This window comes from Phyllobacterium sp. SL163, from assembly GCF_049896885.1.
GTDB classification, from domain to species: domain Bacteria; phylum Pseudomonadota; class Alphaproteobacteria; order Rhizobiales; family Rhizobiaceae; genus Phyllobacterium; species Phyllobacterium calauticae.
Genome location: NZ_JAFCVE010000003.1, coordinates 236,309 through 255,587, shown reverse-complemented (window position 1 = coordinate 255,587; position 19,279 = coordinate 236,309). Strand labels below are relative to the sequence as shown.

Below are 19,279 nucleotides of genomic sequence, written 5' to 3'. Positions count from 1 at the left end.
TTACCCGTTGTTCCGCCGCAATAATTTCTCGTCCAGATTGGCATGCGATGCCACAGTCATATCCATGGTGAGGGATACCGAGCCGTCATCCAGATCTTTGCGCTTCACATTGCTGGAATGCTGATAGATCCAGTCCATCAGCCGCATCTGGTCCGGGCGCAGGGTGATTTTGACATGCTTCAGCTTGCCGGCAATGCGGTTCTCGATTTCCTTCAGCAGGGCGTCGACGCCCTCGCCCGTGATCGCCGACACCGGAATCGGATGTTCGTCGCCCTTCACCGCTGCGCTGAGACGCTGCGCCGACTCGCGGCCCGCATCGTCAAGCCTGTCGATCTTGTTCCACACCTCGAGAATGCGCTTCGTATCGCCGCGCTCGATGCCGAGGCTGGTCATGATCGCGTGGACATCTTCGGACTGTGCTGCTGTATCCGGATCGGAGATATCGCGGATGTGCAGGATGAGATCGGCCTCAACCACTTCTTCCAGCGTCGCCCGGAAAGCGGCAACGAGGTGCGTGGGCAGATTGGAGATGAAACCCACCGTATCGGAAAGGATGATCGTCTCGCCGTGCTCCAGCCGGATACGGCGCAAGGTGGGGTCAAGCGTGGCAAACAGCATGTCTTCGGCCACAACCCCTGCTCCGGTCAGCCGGTTGAACAGTGTTGATTTGCCCGCATTGGTATAGCCGACGAGCGCCACGACCGGATGCGGCACCTTCTTGCGCTTGCTGCGGTGCAGGGTGCGGGTGCGCACCACCGTTTCCAGCTCGCGCTTGATGCGCAGGATCTTTTCCTGCAGTGCGCGCCTGTCGGCCTCGATCTGTGTTTCACCGGGACCGCCGAGGAAGCCGCCGCCGCCGCGCTGGCGTTCAAGGTGGGTCCAGCTGCGCACCAGCCGTCCCTTCTGATAGGTGAGGTGCGCAAGTTCCACCTGCAGGGCGCCCTCTTTCGTCTGGGCGCGCCGTCCGAAAATCTCAAGGATGAGCCCGGTCCTGTCGAGAACCTTGGCGTTCCATGCCTTTTCGAGATTGCGCTGCTGTACCGGTGTCAGGGAATGATCGACGATCACCAGCTCCGCATGGGAAGCCTCGATGAGCTCATGAATCGTTTCAACCTTGCCCGTCCCCAGCAAGGTCGCCGGGCGCGGCGCCGAAACCTGCACGATATCCGAATGGACAATGTCCAGATCGATGGCGCGGGCCAAGCCTTCGGCCTCTTCCAGCCGCGCATCGTCGCTGCGCTGGAATTCGGGCTGGTGCTTCATGCGGCCATGGTCATCGGCCTTGCCATCGGAAAAGCGCGTCGGCAAAACCGGTACAATGACGATTGCGCGCGTGGCTTCTCTGGCGGTCTCACCATTATCGGTTGATCCGCCAGGGTTTTGCGCGTTACGCCTTGTTTCTTTGGTCAAATGTTATCTCAGTCGCTGTCTTCGGCCTCAGCTTCGAACATTTGCACAGGCTGGCTCGGCATGATGGTCGAGATGGCATGTTTGTAGACGAGCTGAGAATGGCCGTCGCGGCGCAACAGGACGCAGAAATTGTCGAACGAGGTGACAATACCGGTCAGTTTGACGCCATTGATGAGGAAAATTGTCAGAGAAATCTTCTGTTTTCTGACTGAATTCAGAAATAGGTCCTGAAGATTCTGCGATCGTTCAGCCATTGTTTTTGTCCTTTTATGCGATCAGCAAACGTGTCTCATACAAATTTCGGCAACGGGAGCAGAAAGCCTACTCCTGCAGGAGGTGAAAAATGGTTTCTGTTAGTCCCCTCATACTCCGGTTAACAGGATGGCGTTTTTTCCGCAATGTCAAAAAACGCTTCCCGTAACGAAAGTGCGATCGTTCCCGGGTGCCCATTTGCCACCGATTCGCCGTCAATCGCAACGATTGGCATCACAACAGTGGTGGCTGCGGTCATGAAAACTTCGCGCGCCCGCTTGGCTTCCTCGACAGAAAAGCCGCGTTCCTCGATCGTCAATCCCAGCTTTTTGGCCACATCGAAGATGGTTGTGCGGGTAATACCGCGCAAAATGCCGGTTTCCGCCTGTCTGGTCACCAGAACGCCGTCCATGGTGACAATCCACGCATTTGTTGCCGCGCCTTCCCTAACGGTGCCATCCGGATCGATGAACCAGGCTTCCTGAGCGCCCTGCTCCTTGGCCTGCTGGCGCGCCATAACATTTGGTAAAAGGCCGATAGATTTGATGTCCACCCGGTCCCAGCGGTTTTCCGGCACCGTGATGACCTTCACACCCTTTGCCGCCCGGGCAGCGAACATGACGGGATCCGTGCGCTTGGCGGTGATGACGATGGAAGGCGGCGTATCGGCCGCGGGAAAGACGTGGTCGCGCTTGGCGACACCGCGTGTCACCTGCAGATAGACCATGCCATTGTACACACGGTTGCGCCGGACCACCTCGGCGATCACGCTCTGCAGCGCCTTCCGGTTCATCGGCCAGCCGATCCGCAGCTCCGAAAGCGAGCGGTCGAGGCGGTTGAGATGGCGCGTCATGTCCATGATGTTGCCGCGGGCAACCTCGCAGACTTCATAAACGCCATCGGCAAACTGGTAGCCGCGGTCTTCAATGTGAACACCGGCATTGGCATGGGGAATGTACTGGCCGTTGACATAGGCGATACGGGACATCGGTAGAGCCTCCTATTCGAACTGGCCGAAGACCATGCGCATGGGCGTTGGCAGGTCCGCACGCTTGCCGGTATCTTCCAGCGCACCCGTTTCGATATCGCGTTTGAACACGGCGATGCCCCCGCCTTTCTGATTGGCAACGAGCATGAACTTGCCTGTGGGATTGATGACGAAGTTGCGTGGGCCAAGGCCCTGCGACGGTGTCCAGCCGATCAGCGCAAGGCTGCCGTCGGCGGCGATGGCATAGCTGACGATGCTGTTGTGCCCACGGTTGGAGCCATAAAGGAACCGGCCGTCGGCACTGACGGCGATCTCTGCGCAGGTATTGGTCGCGGTGAAGTCCGCAGGGATGGACGGAAGCGTCTGGCCAAGCGTCAACTCGGTGGTTTCGGCATTATAATGCAGAACTGAAACAGTGCTGTTCAATTCATTGATAACATAAGCAATCTTCCCATTCGGATGGAATGTCATATGGCGTGGTCCGGCACCATCGGGCAAGGTCGTGAACGGCGTTGCTGCCAGCTCCAGTTTCCCGCCCTTCGACGGCAGCTTATAGGCCATGATCCGGTCCAGGCCGAGATCGCAGACAAACACCGTCCGATTATCCGGGCTGACGACGGCGCAGTGACCATGCTGCCGCTTGTCCGTCGGCAGGATCGCATTCTTGCCCTCATGAATAGCAGCGGCAAAGGCCGGTTCCAGCCCGCCGTCGGCGCGGATGGCGAAAGCAGCCACGGCATTGCCGGGGCGTTCGCCCAGCGCGGCAACGGTATAGTTGGAGGCAAAGATCGTCTCGCCCGACAGATCGAACCCGAGATGGCAGGTGGTGTTGCCAAGGGTCGGCTGCATGTTGATATAGGACAAGGCTCCCGAGGCCGGATCGATATCGAAGGCGACAGCCATCCCCTCGTTCCATTCGGGGATTTCCACTGCCGCGTAAAGACGCCGGCGCTTTTCGTCGATGGCGATATAACCGGGATTGTCGATTGCGAGGTATTCGCTGACGAGCGTGAGATCACCGGTATTGTCGTCAAAGCGGAAGACGCTGATGCCCTTTCCGGCATTGGGCAGAGCGTTGCGATTCAGGTTGCCGACAAAAGCATAGGTCTTTGGCATGGTTGGTCTCATGGGTTGGGGGCTGTGAGATGGAGGGTTTCTCCATCGGAAGGGATGATCAGCTTGTGGAAATCGATAGCCGCTGCCTGCGCATGGGCCTTCAGATCGTCGCGGGTGACCGTTGCATGGTCAAGGGCTTCCATATGCGTCGCGATGACTTTTGTCTTCGGGGGTGAAATGCGGCAGACCTCGATGGTCTGCTCCGCATCCATGACGATGAGAACACCGTCCCATTTGGCACCGCAGGAATGGGTGACGATGATATCGGGCTGTGTCGCTTCGATTGTTTCGCGCACCGGCGGATAGAGGATGGTATCACCTGCCCAATAGATCGAGGGTTCGCCATCCGCCTCGATGGTAAAACCGATGACATTGCCCATCAGTTGAAGCACGGCCCCGGTGCCGTGATTGCCGTCGCGGCGTGTCAGGCGGATATTCTTCCACGTCAGATCCCCGGTCAATGGCGTGACCTCGGTGAAACCGAAGGAGCGGATTTTCTCTTCATCGCCCGGCTGGCAGATCAGCGGCAGATGCTTGGGGACAAGTTCCTGAGCCACGGGGTCGAAATGATCCGCATGCAGATGCGAGACGAGTACAAGCTCGACGCCATCAAGGATCTCGTCGGTTGAAACCTGCAGATCCGTCATGGGATTCGGCGAACGGTCGGTAAAGGACGGGCGGCTGTGTTTGGGAGCGAAAAATGGATCGATCAGGACGGTTGAACCGGCATAATCAAGTTTCAGCGTGGCATTGCGGAGAAGTTGCAGTTTCATGTCGGTGCGTCTTTCTGCTGATCAGAAGAATTCGAGGCTGACGCGGAACATCTGCTCGACCTGTTTGACCGCTTCGGCCGTGGCAAAGATGACCACCCGGTCCTGCGGTTTGATGCGGGCCGAACCGTCGGGGCGGATGACTTCGCCATTGCGGTAGATCGCGCCGATCCGCAGTCCGTCCGGCAGGTCTAGGTCGCGCAGCGGGGCGCCGACAAGCGGCGAGGTTTCAAGCGCCTCAGCCTCGATAATCTCCGCCCGGCCCTTCTGGACGCTGTGTACGGCCCGGATACGGCCCCGCCGCACATGTTGCAGCACACGCGAAATGGTGACGCTGCGCGGGCTGATATGGGCATCGATGCCGAGGGATTTGCTGAGGTCGAGATAGTCCGGATTGTTGATGAGCACGAGGCTGGATTTGCAGCCGAGGCGTTTGGCCATGACGCCGGCGAGCATGTTGACCTGATCGTCATTGGTGAGCGCGACCAGAAGGTCCGCATCCTGGATTTCCGCTTCCAGCAGTAGTTTCTGATCCAGCGCACTGCCATGCAGCACCATGGAACGCCGAAGCCCGTCTGCGATGGCATTGGCGCGGGTCAAATTGGGTTCGATCAGCTTGACCTTGGTCTTGGGCTGCTTGGCTTCAATCGTCTGGGCGACGTAGAGCCCGACATTGCCGCCGCCGGCAATGACGATGCGTGTTGCCTCGGGCTCCTCGTGACCGAACAGCGCCAGCGTGCGGCGCACCTGTGACTTGGTTGTCGCGACATAGGCGATGTCACCGGCCAAGAGGTGATCGGCGGAGCGCGGAATGAGCAACGTGTCATTGCGGATGATGGCCATCACGGTCGACGGCAGATCGGGAAAGAGATTGCTCAATTGAATGAGCGGCGTGTTGATGACCGGACAGTCTTCCAGGCATTCGATCGCCATCACCACGATAGTCTCGTCGGCAAAGCGGACGACATCGCTCACGCCGGGCAAGGCGATGCGGCGCAGTACCATCTCACCCACTTCAAGCTCGGGCGAAATGATGACGTCGATCGGCATGTGATCGCGGGAAAACAGGTCCTGATAGTGCGGCTGCAGATAGGCCTGTGCGCGGATGCGGGCGATCTTGGTCGGCACGTTGAACAGCGCATGCGCCACTTCACAGGCGACGATGTTCACTTCGTCATAAAGCGTGGCTGCAATGATCATATCAGCCTGCTCGGCACCGGCCGCCGCCAGAACATCCGGGTGGGCGCCGTGACCGACAAAACCGCGCACATCCAGCGTATCGCGTATGACTTGAATGAGCTCGGCCGACGTGTCGATGACCGAAATATCGTTGTCTTCGGCAGCCAGCCGTTCGGCGATGCCATATCCAACCTGCCCTGCGCCGCAGATGATTACACGCATCAGCTGGTTTCGCCTTCGGCAATCACGGCCATGGCATCCACCTCGATGAGAACATCGGGATGGAACAGGGCGGCCACGCCAATGAGGCTGCTGGCCGGCGGGCACTCGGTGTTGACCCAGCGGTCACGAACGCCACGTATTTGCGGCAGCATCGCCTGGTCAAAATCCCGGATGTAATAGGTCAGGCGGACGATGCTGGCAAAATCCGTGCCTGCCGCCCTGAGCGTTGCCGCAATATTGGCAAATACCAGATCAAGCTGCGCTGCCACGTCTTTGCCGCCAATCTTGCCTTCCGAATCGAAAGGCACATGCCCTGACAGGACGAGCAGCTTGCCGCCTTCAATCAGCATGGCTTGAGACAGACCCGGAATGGATGGACCGGGCGGATTGACAGGGCGAAACATTCCTCACTCCCATGATGAAGGCCGATGCCGCAGGGCAAAGGCCGCCGACTTTCCCGTAAAAGCTGGAGAGTCGCAACCGAATACTGTCGGCTACCAACGTATTCCCCCGAAGCCCCCCCGAGATTGCGTGAAGCGGTTAGACCCCCAACGATTTCAGCTTCCGGTGCAGGGCCGAACGCTCCATGCCGACAAACTCCGCCGTGCGGGAAATATTGCCGCCGAACCGGTTGATCTGCGCGATGAGATATTCCTTCTCGAAGCGCTCACGCGCCTCGCGCAGCGGCAGAGCCATGATGTGCTGGTCGGATTCGGTTGGAGCCTTCGGCAGCGTGTCGCCGATTTCCGCAGGCAGCAGATCGGCGGTGATAACGGCTTCCGGATCATCGCCGCGCGCCAGGATAATCAGGCGCTCGATATTGTTGCGCAGCTGGCGGATATTGCCCGGCCAGGAATGGGACTGCAGCACGGCCATCGCATCCGGGCCGATCTTGCGCGGCTTGATACCCGCCTGCTCGGCAATCTGCGTCATGAAGAATTCGACAAGCGCAGGAATGTCATCGCGCCGGTCCGCCAAGGGCGGAACAATCACGGGAACCACTGCCAGCCGGTGGAACAGGTCTTCGCGGAACCGGCCTTCCGCAATCATCGCTTCGAGGTTCTGCGCGGTCGAGGAGATGATCCGTACATCGACCTTGATGCGCTTGGTGCCGCCTACCCGTTCAAACTGCTGATCGACGAGCACGCGCAGGATCTTGTTCTGCGTTTCGCGCGGCATATCGGCAATTTCATTGAGATAGAGAATGCCGCCATGGGCTTCTTCCAACGCCCCCACCTTGCGCTCGCCGCCATCGGATTCCGTGCCGAAAAGCTCGACTTCCATGCGTTCCGGCGTGATGGTCGCCGCGTTCAGGTTGACGAATGGTCCCTTGGAACGGGTCGACAGGGCGTGGATGGCCCGTGCCGTGAGTTCCTTGCCGGCGCCGGACGGACCGGTAATCATGATGCGGCTGTTGGTCGGCGCGACACGCTCGATGGTCTGGCGCAGGTGGTTCATCGACAGCGACGTGCCGAGCAGTTCGGAGCTTTCCGTCGAGCGCTTGCGCAGGTCGGAAACTTCGCGCCGCAGCTTGGATGTTTCGAGTGCCCGTTCGGCGATAAGAATCAGACGGTCAGCCTTGAACGGCTTCTCGATGAAATCATAGGCGCCGCGTCGGATGGCCGAAACTGCGGTTTCAATGTTGCCGTGACCGGAAATCATGACCACGGGAATATCGGGATGGCGGCTCTTGATCTCGTCCAACAGGGCAAGACCATCGAGGCGGCTGCCCTGCATCCAGATGTCCAGAAAGATCAGGCGGGGAATGCGATCATCGATCGCCGCCAATGCGCTGTCCGCGTCCGAGGCTACACGGGTTTCGTGCCCCTCGTCGCTCAATATTCCTGCAACAAGCTCGCGGATGTCGACTTCATCGTCGACGACAAGAATGTCAGATGCCATTTGAATTCACCTGTTTCGCCGATGGATCGGAATTGTCGGCTGTCTGTGTATTGGTATGGGTCGTGGGAAAAACCATGCGGATCATTGCACCCCGCCCGCCGTGGAAGTCCGCGGGGGCATCGTGCAGTTCAATTTGACCGTCATGTTCTTCAACGATCTTTTTGACAATTGCGAGGCCAAGGCCCGTGCCTTTCTCGCGCGTCGTCATGTAGGGTTCAAGCAAACGCTGCCGGTGTTCACGCGGCAAGCCTTTGCCATTGTCCGAAATTTCGACAATCAGAGCGTCTCCCTCCTGCCTCGACCGGATACGGATATGTCCGTCACCCAGTCCATCTTTCACAACGGATTCAATTGCTTCTGCAGCATTTTTGATAACGTTTCCGAACGCCTGCCCGATAAGCCTGCCGTCGAATTGCCCGATGAGCGGCACGTTGCCGAAATCCCGCTCAAAGCGGATGTCGCTGCGGCTGACTTCGACGAGGAACGAGGCTTCGCGCAAGGCTTCGCGCAAATCCATCGCCTTGATTTCCGGTTTGGGCATGCGCGCAAAGGATGAAAACTCGTCGACCATGCGCCCGATGTCACCCACCTGCCGGATGATGGTTTCCGTGCACTGGTCGAAAACTTCGCGATCTTCGGTGATCACCTTGCCGTAACGCCGGCGGATGCGTTCCGCCGACAGCTGGATGGGCGTGAGCGGATTTTTGATTTCGTGGGCGATGCGCCGCGCGACATCGGCCCAGGCGGACGAACGCTGCGCCTCCACCAGATCGGTGATGTCATCGACGGTGACCACATAGGAGTGGTCAGCGGATTCCGCGTCCTCCACTGTAATCTGGACATTGAACGTCCGGGCGCTGCCGCGCCGCGACATCGATACCTGTTCGCGGTAAACCGACCGGCCCGTGGCATGGGCAACCTCGAACACCAGCCCGATTTCCGGGACGAGCGCCGTCAGATTCTTGCCGACGGTCGTGACTGGGTCCAGATCGAACATCGCTTCGGCGGAACGGTTCATGATGCCGATTGCCCCATCGGCATCCACGCTGATGACCCCTGCCGTCACGCCGGAGAGCACCGCTTCGGAAAAACGGCGGCGTTCGTCGATCTGGTCCTTGGCGGCAACGAGGTCGCGGCGCTGCGTTCCCAGTTGGCGCACCATGGTGTTGAAAGTCTGGGAGAGCGACCCGACATCGCCGTCGGAACGGCGCACCGGCACCGCAACATCCAGATTGCCGGTTGCAACATCATCCGCTGCACCGATCAGCAGCCGGATGGGGCGCACAAGCCGGTCCGCCACCGCAATGCCGGTCCAGATGGCCGACAGAAGCAAAGTCAGCGTCAGGCCGAAATAGAGCAGAGCAAACAGAATCTGTGTGTCCACACCATTGGCAACCGGTTTACCCGCATCGAGATTGTTGCCCTCGATGGCGCGCATGGAGTTGAGAATGTCACCGTCGACCGGGCGGACCGTGTAGAGGAACATATCCGGTATCTGCTGGAGTTTGACGACGGCGCTGAGCAGATTGGTCCGTTCCGGCGGGATGAGCACCGGCTTGCCGTCCTGTGCCGTATTGAGAATGGATTTCGCGACCGGCGGAATTGAAAAATTCGTGCGTATGTCAGCGCGAACGGAGGTGTCACCGTTGGAGCGGATGATGAATGCACCGATCAGGCCGCGGCCAAGCGCCTGCTGGGTCAGGAAGCGCGTGAAGCTCGTGCGGTCCAGATTGTACAGCGAGCGTTGTGTGTCGACATCGCTGACCATTTCAAGCGTCGTGCCCTGCAGGTTGCGCGCACTTTCCTGAATGTAGGAATTGGCAAGGCTGATCGACGAGTTGACGATCGTCGTGGTCCGCATTTCGAACCAGCGATCGAGCCCGAGATCGAGCGTGACCGATGCAACGATGGCCACCAGCATGGCCGGCACCGCAGCGACAAGCGAAAACAGCACGACGAGGCGCACATGCAGGCGGGATGCGGCCTTCCCCCGGTTCCGGGCCTGGCTGATGCGATAGACTTCGCGGCCAATCAGCACGATCAAGGCGAGAATCAGCAGCGCATTGAGACCGGTCAGGACAAAAGTGAGGTTGCTCTCGGGCTGAACCGGGGTCATTCCCGTGAGGATGAAAAACGTTACGCCCGTCGTCAAAAGCGCCAAAACAACCGTGACAACGCCGATACGGGAGTAAAAGCGCTGCGTGTTGCCGCCAGCGGCAGCCGTGAGCGAGTTTCCCAACTGATTGACCGAATTTGATAAGAGCATTGCTTACATCATCCCAACCAAGTTGCACTCATGCAACACATTGTGGCGGAAATGCAACGCCCTCTCGTCGAAACCTGTGCAGAATTGCTTCAACACCGCACGTTTGGCACGGCTCATCCTTTCGGGTTGACCCGGTCAATGGCCAGCGTATTGCGGATCACAGCTTCCCTTGAAGAAGCAGTTTTCACGCCGCCCTAACCTTCCGACCAAGTGCCAATCAGCATGTTGAGAAAGCGCTCGGCAGCGGGTGACAATGTTCCTCCCCGCCGCCGGACAACCCCGATGGTCCGCGAAATTTCCGGATTTCGGATCGGCCGAGTGACGAGAAACGGGTGCTCCTCCTGCGGCGTTGCCAGCTTGGGCAGCACGGAAATCCCCAGTCCCGCCTCGACGAGGCCGAGCGACGTTGACAGGTGCGTCACCTCGTAGAACCAGCGCAATTTCAGGTTGGATTTCGCCAATGCCGCGTCGAGCAGTGTCCGGTTGCCGCTGGAGCGGTGCACGGTAATCAGCGGATAGGGCGTCAGGTCTTCCCATCCGAGTTCGCTTTTGGCGGCAAGCGGGTGATCCTTGCGCGCCGCAAGCACGAACGGGTCCTCGATCAGCCGGTCGAAAATCAGATCGGGGTCGGCAGCGCCCATGATGTTGATGCCGAATTCCACCTCGCCGCGGGCAACAGCCAAAAGCCCGTCGGTGGCGGGAAGGTCAAGGATGCGGAAGCGGATGTGCGGGTATTCGGCATTGAACTGCTTGATCACTGTCGGCAGAAAATAGAAGGCGGCGGTGGGCAGGCACGCGATGGTGACGAGCCCGCTGCGCTGGGCGCCGATATCCCGCACGGCAAAGAGCGAGCCGTCAAATTCCTCCAGCATGCGCTGAACGAGCGGAATGAGTTCGCTTCCCACCGCCGTGGCCGAGACATGGCGCGTGGTCCGCTCCAGAAGCGGCGCTCCGATGGTTGCCTCCAGCTTCTGGATGCGCCGGCTCAACGCCGGTTGCGAGAGATTCAAGACTTCCGCCGCCCGGTGAAAACTTTCCAGCTCCACCACCGAGAGAAAAGCCCGCAGATCCAGTATCTCACAATTAATGCTCATATCACATCAATCCTCGAAAACTTTGCATTTCACATATCAATCACCTTACCGCAAAATGCAAGAAACCGACAGATTGTTCTGTTGAACGCATGAATAAAGAGCGCTGCGCCATGAATGACCTCCTTCGCATACCTTGCGTCCTCATGAGAGGCGGTACGTCCAAGGGACCGTTTTTTCTGGCATCGGATCTTCCCTCCGATCCGCAGCAGCGCGACCAGATCCTGCTGTCGGTGATGGGGTCCGGTCATCCCCTGCAGATCGACGGTATCGGCGGCGGCAACCCGGTCACCAGCAAGGTTGCCATCGTTGGCCCGTCCACGGTCACGGGTGCCGATGTCGACTATCTCTTTGCCCAGGTACGGATCGATCAGCAGATGGTCGACACATCCCCCAATTGCGGCAACATGCTTGCTGCCGTTGGCCCGTTTGCCATCGAAGCCGGTTTGATCACAACGACAGGACCGGTAACGCGGGTGCGGATACACAATGTCAACACCGGCAAGCTGATTGAGGCGGAGGTGCCGACGCCCGACGGCCGCGTGGCCTATCTCGGCGATGCATCGATTGACGGGGTGCCGGGGCACGCCGCGCCGATTGCCCTGACATTCATGGACGCTGCCGGAGCACGAACCGGCAAGCTGTTTCCAACGGGCCATCCCCGCGAGATCATCGACGGCATCGATGTCACCTGCATCGATTGCGCCATGCCGATGATGATACTCGAGGCCGCAGCCATCGGAGCAACAGGCTATGAGAGCGCTGTCGAACTCAACGCGGACCGTGCCCTCCTCGAGCGGCTGGAAAGGCTGCGGCTGCAGGCGGGCCAGCGCATGGGCATGGGCGACGTGCGGATGCAGGTCACGCCCAAACCCGTCCTCATCTCAAAACCGAAAGCCGGCGGTGATCTGAATGTGCGCTATTTCATGCCGCACCAGTGCCATCCCTCCCTCGCCACGACGGGAGCCGTTGGCATTGCCACGGCCTGCATCAGCGATGCCACGGTCGCATCACGCCTGATCGGAGGACGCAAGCTTCCGGTCAATCTTGTTCTCGAACATCCGAGCGGCCGTCTGGAAGTCAAGCTGGAATCCCGCAATGGCACAACGGTCGCCGGCATATTGCGTACCGCCCGCCGTCTGTTTGAGGGGCAAGTCTTTGCCAAACCTGTAGCGCAAATGGTTTGCGCAGCATAATTGAACGCGGTTGCCGGGAGGGCATCGCACATCTGGGAGGAAATACCATGCATAAACTCATGCTCGCTCTGGCGGCGACGGTGGCATTCGCAGGATCCGCGTTTGCCGAACCTGTCCGCATCAGCGTCGGCTCTTACAATCTCAACAACCTGCCATTTCCGGTCGCTTCGGGCCTCGGCCTTTATGAAAAGGAAGGGCTTGATGTCACCGTCGAGAATTTTGCCTCGGGCGGTTCGAAAACGCTGCAGGCGCTCGTCGCCGGTTCGACCGACATAGCGGTCGGCTTCTACGATCACACGATCCAGATGCAGGCGCAGAAGAAGAACGTTGTTGGCATTGTGCTGCTGGCGCGCAATTCGGGGCTGGTGCTTGCAGGCGGCAAGAACAGCACATTCGATCCGGCAAAGCCCGAAACCATCAAGGGCGCCAAGATCGGCATTACCGCCCCCGGCTCCTCGTCGGATTTCTTCGTTCGCTACTATCTGCAGCGCCACCAGCTTTCGGCGGATGACGTTTCGCTCATCGGCGTCGGTTCCGGCTCGGCAGCCGTCGCCGCTCTCGAACAGGGAAAGGTCGACCTCCTGGTGAACTACGATCCGGCGGCGACCTTCATTGAAGCCAAGGGCGTCGGTAAAATCCTGATCGACGCGCGCAGCGACGACGGCGCCAAGGAGATCTACGGCGGCATCTATCCGACCTCGGTTCTCTACGCCACGCAGTCCTACATCGACAAGAATCCGGAGACGATCCAGAAGGTCGTCAATGCAACGGTCAAGGCCCTGGAATGGATGAACAAGAGCGCTCCGGAGGAAATCGTTCAAAAACTTCCCGAGGCCTTCATTTCCGGAGACAAGGAAACCTACATAAAGGCAGTGGCAAACGCCAAGCCCATCTTCTCGGTCGACGGCCGCTTCAACGAGGCCGAAGTCGAAACGCCGCTGGCAGTCCTGAAAAGCTTCAATGACAAGGTGGCGGCAACGGACATCGACCTGAAGAAGACCTACACCAACCATTTCGTCGACAAAGCGCCGCACGAAGGCACGAACTGAGGGAGAGAACCATGGCCTTGGCAATGGTAAAACCGGTTGCGGCCGCAACCGTTGAACAGCCGCGAAAAGCGATGGTGTCCATCGATTCCGTAACGATGTCATTCGGCACGTTCGTTGCGGTGGAGAACGTCAATCTGACGGTGGCCGATGGGGAGTTTCTTGCCATCGTCGGTCCCACCGGATGCGGCAAAAGCACGATATTGAATGCCATCGCCGGGCTGCTCAAGCCGTCCGGCGGCCGCGTCGCGATTGACGGCAATCCGGTTTCTGGCATCCAGAACGATATCGGCTACCTGTTCCAGCAGGATGCCCTGCTGCCCTGGAAAACCGCCATCGAGAATGTTGAACTCGGGCTGCTGTTCAAAGGCGTCGCAACGGCGGAACGCCGCGAGCGGTCGATGATGTGGCTGGCCAAGGTGGGCTTGAAGGGTTTTGAGCAGCGATATCCGCACCAGCTGTCCGGCGGCCAGCGCAAGCGTGTGCAGATGGCGCAGGCGCTGATTACCGGTCCGAAAGTCATTCTGATGGACGAGCCGTTTTCGGCGCTCGATATCCATACCCGGCATCTGATGCAGAATGAGCTCCTGCGCCTGTGGCAGGAGGAGCGCCGCGCCGTGGTGATGATCACCCATGACCTGGAGGAAGCGATCGCGCTCGGCGACCGGGTGGCGGTGCTTGCCGCCGGACCGCGCAGCCGGGTTATCGACAGCTTCGACGTGGACCTTGCAAGACCGCGCGACGTCGCTGAAATCAAACTGGATCCACGTTTTATGGATCTGTACCGCAATATCTGGGCGTCGCTGCGCGGCGAAGTGGAGAAGAGCTATGAACGTCGCGACTGAACGACTGATCCAACTGGGCCTGCTTGTGGCCATCCTCGGCGGCTGGCAGCTTGGCGTGTCGACCGGCGTCATCGACGTGTTCTTCTTTCCGGCACCCGTCGACATTTTCAACCAGATCGTCAACTGGGTCATCGATCCCAATTTTTATCGCCACGTCACGATCACGCTGACGGAAACCGTTCTGGGCTATGTCATCGGAACGGGATTGGGCGTTGCCGCCGGCGTCTGGCTCGGCCTCAGTCGCAGTGCCGCACGCATTCTCGACCCGTTCATCAAGGGCCTCAATGCCATTCCGCGCGTGGTGCTTGCGCCGATCTTCGTGCTGTGGCTCGGACTCGGGTTGTGGTCGAAGGTGGCGCTTGCCGTCACACTCGTGTTCTTCATCACGTTCTTCAATGCCATGCAGGGCGTGCGCGAAGTCAATCCGGTGGTTCTGGCCAATGCCCGTATTCTCGGTGCAAAGCGTTCAGAACTCCTGCGCCATGTCTACTTCCCTGCTGCCGCCAGCTGGATTCTGTCCTCCCTGCGCACCTCGGTCGGCTTCGCGGTCGTCGGCGCCATCATCGGTGAATATCTTGGCGCGTCGGCAGGCCTTGGCTATCTGATCGCGCAGGCGGAAGGCAATTTCGATGCAGTCGGCGTTTTTGCCGGTATCATCATCCTGGCCGTCTTTGTTCTCGTCATTGACCGCGTGCTCGACGTGGTGGAGAACCGGCTGATCAAATGGCGACCAAATACGGCTGAAGAGAAGACAGCCTGATCCCGTCAGGCTGCCTGGTGACAGCCATAAATGCGGTTTGCCGCGGTGCTTTCCGGGACTTCTCAGGAGGCATCGCGGTCTTGAACCGTCACGCGCAGAATTTTCCCGGCTGCATCGAACAGAATGACTTCCTCGCCGGAACGCCGGGACACTTCACCCGTCTGGCGGTGCGTTGCGACCAGACGCCAAACCGATCTGGCCGATTGGGGCGACAGCTCTTCGATCAGATCGTCCTCGGCAACCTGATCGGGATAGCTTGCAAAATAGACCTTGAATGCGTCCAGGATAGCCTCCTGCCCGGCAATCTCGCCGATACCGCTCGATGCATAGACGGCATCGATTGCGAAAAAGCCGGCAAGTGCCTCAAAGTCGAGGGCATTGATTGCAGCGTGGTAAAGGCGGGTTGTTTCAACGGGACTGAACAGCATGAGGGGGTCTTACTCCGGTTTGAGCCCTTGGACAGTGCACTATCCCTCGCATTTGTTCCAGAACCCCCGTGCCCGAAATCGCAGGCGTTTGACAGCTGCCGCCGCTTCAAGGACATAATTGTCCGTGAACTGTTTCGGTGCAGCAGTGGATGCAGCGGTCTTTCAGCAACGGGGTGAAAACAAGTGCAGACAGCTCACACGGATATCCGTCAGAAGCATATGGCGGTGCGGACCCATGCACTGGACTTCTGGATGGCGCGCGCCGCCGTCCTCGTCGTTGCCGGATTGCAGTTTCTGCTGGTGAATGATTTTTCGTGGGGGCCGCGCTGGCTCGCGCCGGTGATCGAGCTTTTGCTGCTGGCGCCGCTGTCCATGGCAACCGCATGGGTGCAGACGCGGGCAAGGCAGGCAACGACGGACGAGCATTTTCATCTGGTCGGGCGTTCGCGGCGCCTGATCCGCCGCGCCGCCCTCGGCCTGACAATCCTGATCACGTTCATGAACTTTGTCGCGCTGTATTTTCTTGTAAGAGCCCTTCTCGGCGGTCATGCAGGGTCGGCGCAGACGCTGCTGATCGATGCGGTCAACATATGGGTGACGAACGTCATCGCCTTCACCCTTTGGTACTGGAGCATCGACCGCGGCGGCCCGGCCAGCCGCGGGCTGACATCAAAAACTTATGGCGATTTCCAGTTCCCGCAAATGGTCATTCAGGATGAACGGCTGAAGGATTGGTCACCCGGCTTCATCGACTACCTCTTTCTGTCATTCACCAACGCGACGGCTTTCTCGCCGACCGACACGATGCCCCTGTCACCACGGGCAAAACTGCTCATGATGGCGGAAGCTTCGCTCTCCCTGCTGACCATCGCCCTTGTCGCAGCACGCGCCGTCAATATCCTGGCGTAGCGGCGAAACGGGAAGCCCTGATGAACGAGAAGCGCATTCACCGGATTTTCGAGATCAGCATCCTGTTGAAGGGCGCCCATGCACTCATCGAGTGTATCGGCGGTCTGATCCTGGTTTTTGTCAACACGGCCTCCATCCGGCTGATGGTGAACACGTTCACACAGACGAGACTCGTGGACGATCCCGATGATTATATCGCCACGCACCTCGCAAGGCTCGCCGGCGATTTCTCCGTCAGCAGCCAGCATTTCTACGCCTTTTATCTGCTGAGCCACGGCCTCATCAAAGCCCTGCTCGTCATTGCGCTGCTGCGCAACAAGCTGTGGGCCTATCCGCTGTCCCTCGTGGTTCTGGGGCTATTCATCGCCTATCAGCTTTATCGCTACTCCTACACGCAGAGTCCGGCGCTCATCGTGCTGACGGTTTTCGACCTGTTTGTCATGCTGCTCATCTGGCACGAGTATCGACTGGTTCAAAAGCACGTCGCGCGGTAGGTCACCCCGATTGCGCTGAAATCCCTTTTATGGGTGTCAGAGTTCCATAAACGACTCGAACCCGCCATAGATCATGCGCTTGCCATCGAAGGGCATCTCCCATTTATCGCTGGCAAGTCTGGGATCCGCCATGGCTTTCTTGTTGGTTTCGTCCCGCTGCTTTCGCGACGCATGAACAATCCACGAAAAGATGACGATTTCATCGTCCTTCGCCTGCACGGCGCGTGGAAACGAGGTGAGTTCGCCATAGGGAACGTCATCGCCAAGGCATTCTACATAGGCCAGCGCGCCATGTTCCTTCCAGACGTCACCAGCCACGCGCGCCATGGCCTTATAGGCATCGATCTTGTCCTTCGGTACGGCAAGCACAAATCCATCAACATAGGTCATCATACCCTCCTCATTCGGTTCAACAGCCCTAGGACGATTGAACGGGCCGACATTCTACATCGTTCCCGTTTTTATTCGGGCGCTTACATATCTTTCGGCCAATGGCGTGTCGCTTCAAGCGATTCACCTGTCTCAAGCAGGCTCTTGAGGCTTGAGAGAAGGCTGGGCCATCCGGTGGAAACCTGCTCGATCAGCTTGGATTCTGGCCGGTCCATCTCATGGACTACAGTCAGTTTCACCATATCGCCCATCGGATCAAGCTCATAGGTGAGGCGCGAAAATCCCTCCTGCTTCAATTCCGGCATGAATTCGTTGCGCCAGGATAGAACGAGGCGTTTGGGCGGATCGATTTCAACAACCTCTCCGGCATCGCCAACCCGCCCATCCGGAATCATGAGTTTCCACGAGGAACCGGGTTGCCAATCGCAATCCTGCCAGGTTCCCGCCCAATACTGCCGGGTAAATTCCGGATCGATCAGCGCGTGCCAGAGCTTTTCCGGCGTTGTGCGGATATAGGTCACGTACACAAATCTGGGTTTAGTCATGGCCGTCTTCCTCCAGGGTTTTCTTGAGTTCATCGAGGGTGCGCAGCGGACCCTGTTCATACTTGTGGATCCAGCGCGTGGAAATTTCATGGATCGGCACCGGGTTGAGGTAGTGCAGCTTTTCCCTGCCCCGCCAGACCGTCGCGATGAGATTGGCCTCTTCCAATATCGCAAGATGCTTGGTTACGGCCTGACGCGTCATGTCGATGCCCTCGCAGAGTTCGCCCAGCGTCTGGCCGTTCCTGGCAAAGAGATTGTCGAGCAATTGGCGCCGGCTCACATCGGCAAGGGCCCGGAATGTCGCGTCTATGGTCATATCTACATTATGCAACCTTTTAGTTGCATGTCAAATCATTACGCGATGCCGCTGGGTTGCGCACCCTGTGCAACAGCCATGCATCAAAACTTGAAGAATGAAATATCGACGAAATAACAATGGAGTAACTGCTCTTTCTAAAGCGGTTACTCCACTTCTTTGCTCTCAGTGGTCAAAGACCGTTCTTTTTGAGAATCTCCGGCGCATTCGCCTTGGTGATGGTTTCAGTGCCAAGAACGATCTTCTTTTCCACCTTTTCGCCCGCCAGAACTTTCAGCGCCTGGCGCAATCCCTCCGCTCCGGGTGTCGGGTAGAGGAACGTTGCGGCGAGCTCGCCCTTGTTGACCCACTGGACGCCTTCATTCGGCAGTCCGTCGACACCAAGGAACAGGATGTCCTTCTCGCGCCCCGCATCCTTGGCGGCGAGATAGGCACCATAGGCCATCGGATCATTGTGGCCGTAGACCAGCTTGATGTCCTCATGGTTGCGCAGAGCGGTTGCCATGATGTTGTAGGCCTGATCCTGCTTCCAGTCGCCGGACTGCTTGTCCAGGAGATAGGTGATGCCATTCTCCGCGTCGGTGTATTTGTGGAAACCGTTGCTGCGGTCATGGCTCGCCTGCGTGCCGAGGCCACCCCAGATTTCAACGACGGTGCCCTTGGCCTTGCCCTTGCCGCCGAGGAGTTCCACGGCATGTTGTCCCGCCGCTTCGCCGATCACCACATTGTCGCCGCCGATCCACTGGGTGAACTTGTCGGTATCGACGTTGCGGTCAAGCACGATCACCGGAATGCCGGCATCCATCGCTTTCTCCACGACACCGGTCAGGCCTGCCGATTCCTTGGGTGAAATCAGGATTGCGTCCACCTCCTGCCGGATGAAGTTTTCAACGTCCGCCACCTGCTTTTCCGTCTTGTCCTGGCCATCGGCGACAAGCAGCTCAACATTCGGATGGTTCTTGGCTTCGGCAACCAGATCCTTGTTGAACTGGACACGCCAGGGTTCAACGGTCGTGGTCTGGCTGAAGCCGATGACATACTTGTCCTTGGCCCATGCGCCCGGCATGTGGAGCGCCAGCGGCGCGATGAAGGCGGTTGCCATTGCCAGTCTGGCAAAATGTCTGCGTGTCAGTCTCATGCTATCCTCCCTGATA

General features: G+C 58.8%; 21 protein-coding genes. 6 read left to right on the top strand and 15 right to left on the bottom strand.

From position 1 onward, the window contains the following. The 10 genes from hflX to ACP7B1_RS07975 all read right to left on the bottom strand — a co-directional run bounded on the left by hflX (nt 1) and on the right by ACP7B1_RS07975 (nt 11,199). The gene (gene hflX, locus ACP7B1_RS08020) at nt 1–1,410 is read right to left on the bottom strand and encodes a GTPase HflX (RefSeq protein ID WP_346308289.1); all 1,410 of its coding nucleotides are present in this window, start codon (nt 1,408–1,410) and stop codon (nt 1–3) included. 8 nt (nt 1,411–1,418) lie between these two features. Continuing rightward, nucleotides 1,419–1,664 (bottom strand): RNA chaperone Hfq, encoded by a 246-nt coding sequence (gene hfq, locus ACP7B1_RS08015; protein ID WP_091885912.1) that lies wholly within the window; start codon nt 1,662–1,664, stop codon nt 1,419–1,421. A 119-nt stretch (nt 1,665–1,783) separates the two neighbouring features. After that, nucleotides 1,784–2,650, bottom strand: a complete 867-nt coding sequence (locus ACP7B1_RS08010; protein WP_346308290.1) for a D-amino-acid transaminase — start codon at nt 2,648–2,650, stop codon at nt 1,784–1,786. 12 nt (nt 2,651–2,662) lie between these two features. Continuing rightward, entirely contained in the window at nt 2,663–3,766 is a 1,104-nt protein-coding gene (locus ACP7B1_RS08005) for a lactonase family protein (protein ID WP_346308291.1), read from the bottom strand. An 8-nt stretch (nt 3,767–3,774) separates the two neighbouring features. Further along, entirely contained in the window at nt 3,775–4,539 is a 765-nt protein-coding gene (locus ACP7B1_RS08000; RefSeq protein ID WP_346308292.1) for an MBL fold metallo-hydrolase, read from the bottom strand. A gap of 21 nt (nt 4,540–4,560) precedes the next feature. Continuing rightward, on the bottom strand, nt 4,561–5,937 hold the full coding sequence (gene trkA, locus ACP7B1_RS07995) for a Trk system potassium transporter TrkA (protein ID WP_346308293.1): 1,377 nt from the start codon (nt 5,935–5,937) through the stop codon (nt 4,561–4,563). Beyond that, nucleotides 5,937–6,341 (bottom strand): RidA family protein, encoded by a 405-nt coding sequence (locus tag ACP7B1_RS07990; protein ID WP_346308294.1) that lies wholly within the window; start codon nt 6,339–6,341, stop codon nt 5,937–5,939. Before ACP7B1_RS07990 ends, trkA begins: the two co-directional genes overlap by 1 nt. A gap of 136 nt (nt 6,342–6,477) precedes the next feature. Next, a complete protein-coding gene (locus ACP7B1_RS07985) occupies nt 6,478–7,839 on the bottom strand; it encodes a sigma-54-dependent transcriptional regulator (protein WP_223614954.1) in 1,362 nt (453 codons plus the stop codon). Continuing rightward, nucleotides 7,829–10,105: a PAS domain-containing sensor histidine kinase gene (locus tag ACP7B1_RS07980; protein WP_346308295.1), complete on the bottom strand. Its 2,277-nt coding sequence runs from the start codon at nt 10,103–10,105 to the stop codon at nt 7,829–7,831. The genes ACP7B1_RS07985 and ACP7B1_RS07980 overlap by 11 nt, the downstream gene beginning before the upstream one ends. 194 nt (nt 10,106–10,299) lie before the next feature. Next, on the bottom strand, nt 10,300–11,199 hold the full coding sequence (locus tag ACP7B1_RS07975) for a LysR family transcriptional regulator (protein WP_346308296.1): 900 nt from the start codon (nt 11,197–11,199) through the stop codon (nt 10,300–10,302). A 110-nt stretch (nt 11,200–11,309) separates the two neighbouring features. Between ACP7B1_RS07975 and ACP7B1_RS07970 the strand changes: the two genes are divergently transcribed. The 4 genes from ACP7B1_RS07970 to ACP7B1_RS07955 are packed head-to-tail and all read left to right on the top strand — an operon-like array spanning nt 11,310 to nt 15,043. After that, nucleotides 11,310–12,392, top strand: coding sequence for a 4-oxalomesaconate tautomerase (locus ACP7B1_RS07970; protein WP_426136866.1), 1,083 nt, complete (start codon nt 11,310–11,312; stop codon nt 12,390–12,392). Nucleotides 12,393–12,439: 47 nt separating this feature from the next. Beyond that, entirely contained in the window at nt 12,440–13,441 is a 1,002-nt protein-coding gene (locus ACP7B1_RS07965; protein WP_346308298.1) for an ABC transporter substrate-binding protein, read from the top strand. Nucleotides 13,442–13,452: 11 nt separating this feature from the next. After that, nucleotides 13,453–14,283, top strand: coding sequence for an ABC transporter ATP-binding protein (locus tag ACP7B1_RS07960; protein ID WP_346308299.1), 831 nt, complete (start codon nt 13,453–13,455; stop codon nt 14,281–14,283). Beyond that, nucleotides 14,267–15,043 (top strand): ABC transporter permease, encoded by a 777-nt coding sequence (locus ACP7B1_RS07955; RefSeq protein ID WP_346308300.1) that lies wholly within the window; start codon nt 14,267–14,269, stop codon nt 15,041–15,043. Before ACP7B1_RS07960 ends, ACP7B1_RS07955 begins: the two co-directional genes overlap by 17 nt. A 62-nt stretch (nt 15,044–15,105) precedes the next feature. On the opposite strand, the gene ACP7B1_RS07950 is transcribed toward ACP7B1_RS07955, so the two are convergent. Next, nucleotides 15,106–15,471, bottom strand: coding sequence for a nuclear transport factor 2 family protein (locus tag ACP7B1_RS07950; protein WP_426136865.1), 366 nt, complete (start codon nt 15,469–15,471; stop codon nt 15,106–15,108). A gap of 204 nt (nt 15,472–15,675) precedes the next feature. Between ACP7B1_RS07950 and ACP7B1_RS07945 the strand changes: the two genes are divergently transcribed. Continuing rightward, on the top strand, nt 15,676–16,380 hold the full coding sequence (locus tag ACP7B1_RS07945) for a hypothetical protein (RefSeq protein ID WP_374042735.1): 705 nt from the start codon (nt 15,676–15,678) through the stop codon (nt 16,378–16,380). 20 nt (nt 16,381–16,400) lie between these two features. Next, nucleotides 16,401–16,874 carry a DUF2127 domain-containing protein gene (locus tag ACP7B1_RS07940; protein WP_346308301.1) on the top strand — a complete coding sequence of 158 codons (474 nt, stop codon included), beginning with the start codon at nt 16,401–16,403 and terminating at the stop codon, nt 16,872–16,874. A 36-nt stretch (nt 16,875–16,910) separates the two neighbouring features. Here the strand turns inward: ACP7B1_RS07940 and ACP7B1_RS07935 are convergent, their stop codons facing one another. The 4 genes from ACP7B1_RS07935 to ACP7B1_RS07920 all read right to left on the bottom strand — a co-directional run bounded on the left by ACP7B1_RS07935 (nt 16,911) and on the right by ACP7B1_RS07920 (nt 19,227). Then, entirely contained in the window at nt 16,911–17,264 is a 354-nt protein-coding gene (locus tag ACP7B1_RS07935) for a DUF1428 domain-containing protein (RefSeq protein WP_346308302.1), read from the bottom strand. 83 nt (nt 17,265–17,347) lie between these two features. Further along, complete coding sequence (locus tag ACP7B1_RS07930) at nt 17,348–17,809, bottom strand: SRPBCC family protein (RefSeq protein WP_346308303.1); 462 nt, start codon at nt 17,807–17,809, stop codon at nt 17,348–17,350. Then, the gene (locus ACP7B1_RS07925; RefSeq protein ID WP_288193807.1) at nt 17,802–18,119 is read right to left on the bottom strand and encodes an ArsR/SmtB family transcription factor; all 318 of its coding nucleotides are present in this window, start codon (nt 18,117–18,119) and stop codon (nt 17,802–17,804) included. The genes ACP7B1_RS07930 and ACP7B1_RS07925 overlap by 8 nt, the downstream gene beginning before the upstream one ends. Before the next feature lie 178 nt (nt 18,120–18,297). Continuing rightward, nucleotides 18,298–19,227 carry a substrate-binding domain-containing protein gene (locus tag ACP7B1_RS07920; protein WP_346308306.1) on the bottom strand — a complete coding sequence of 310 codons (930 nt, stop codon included), beginning with the start codon at nt 19,225–19,227 and terminating at the stop codon, nt 18,298–18,300. Nucleotides 19,228–19,279: the final 52 nt, after the last annotated feature.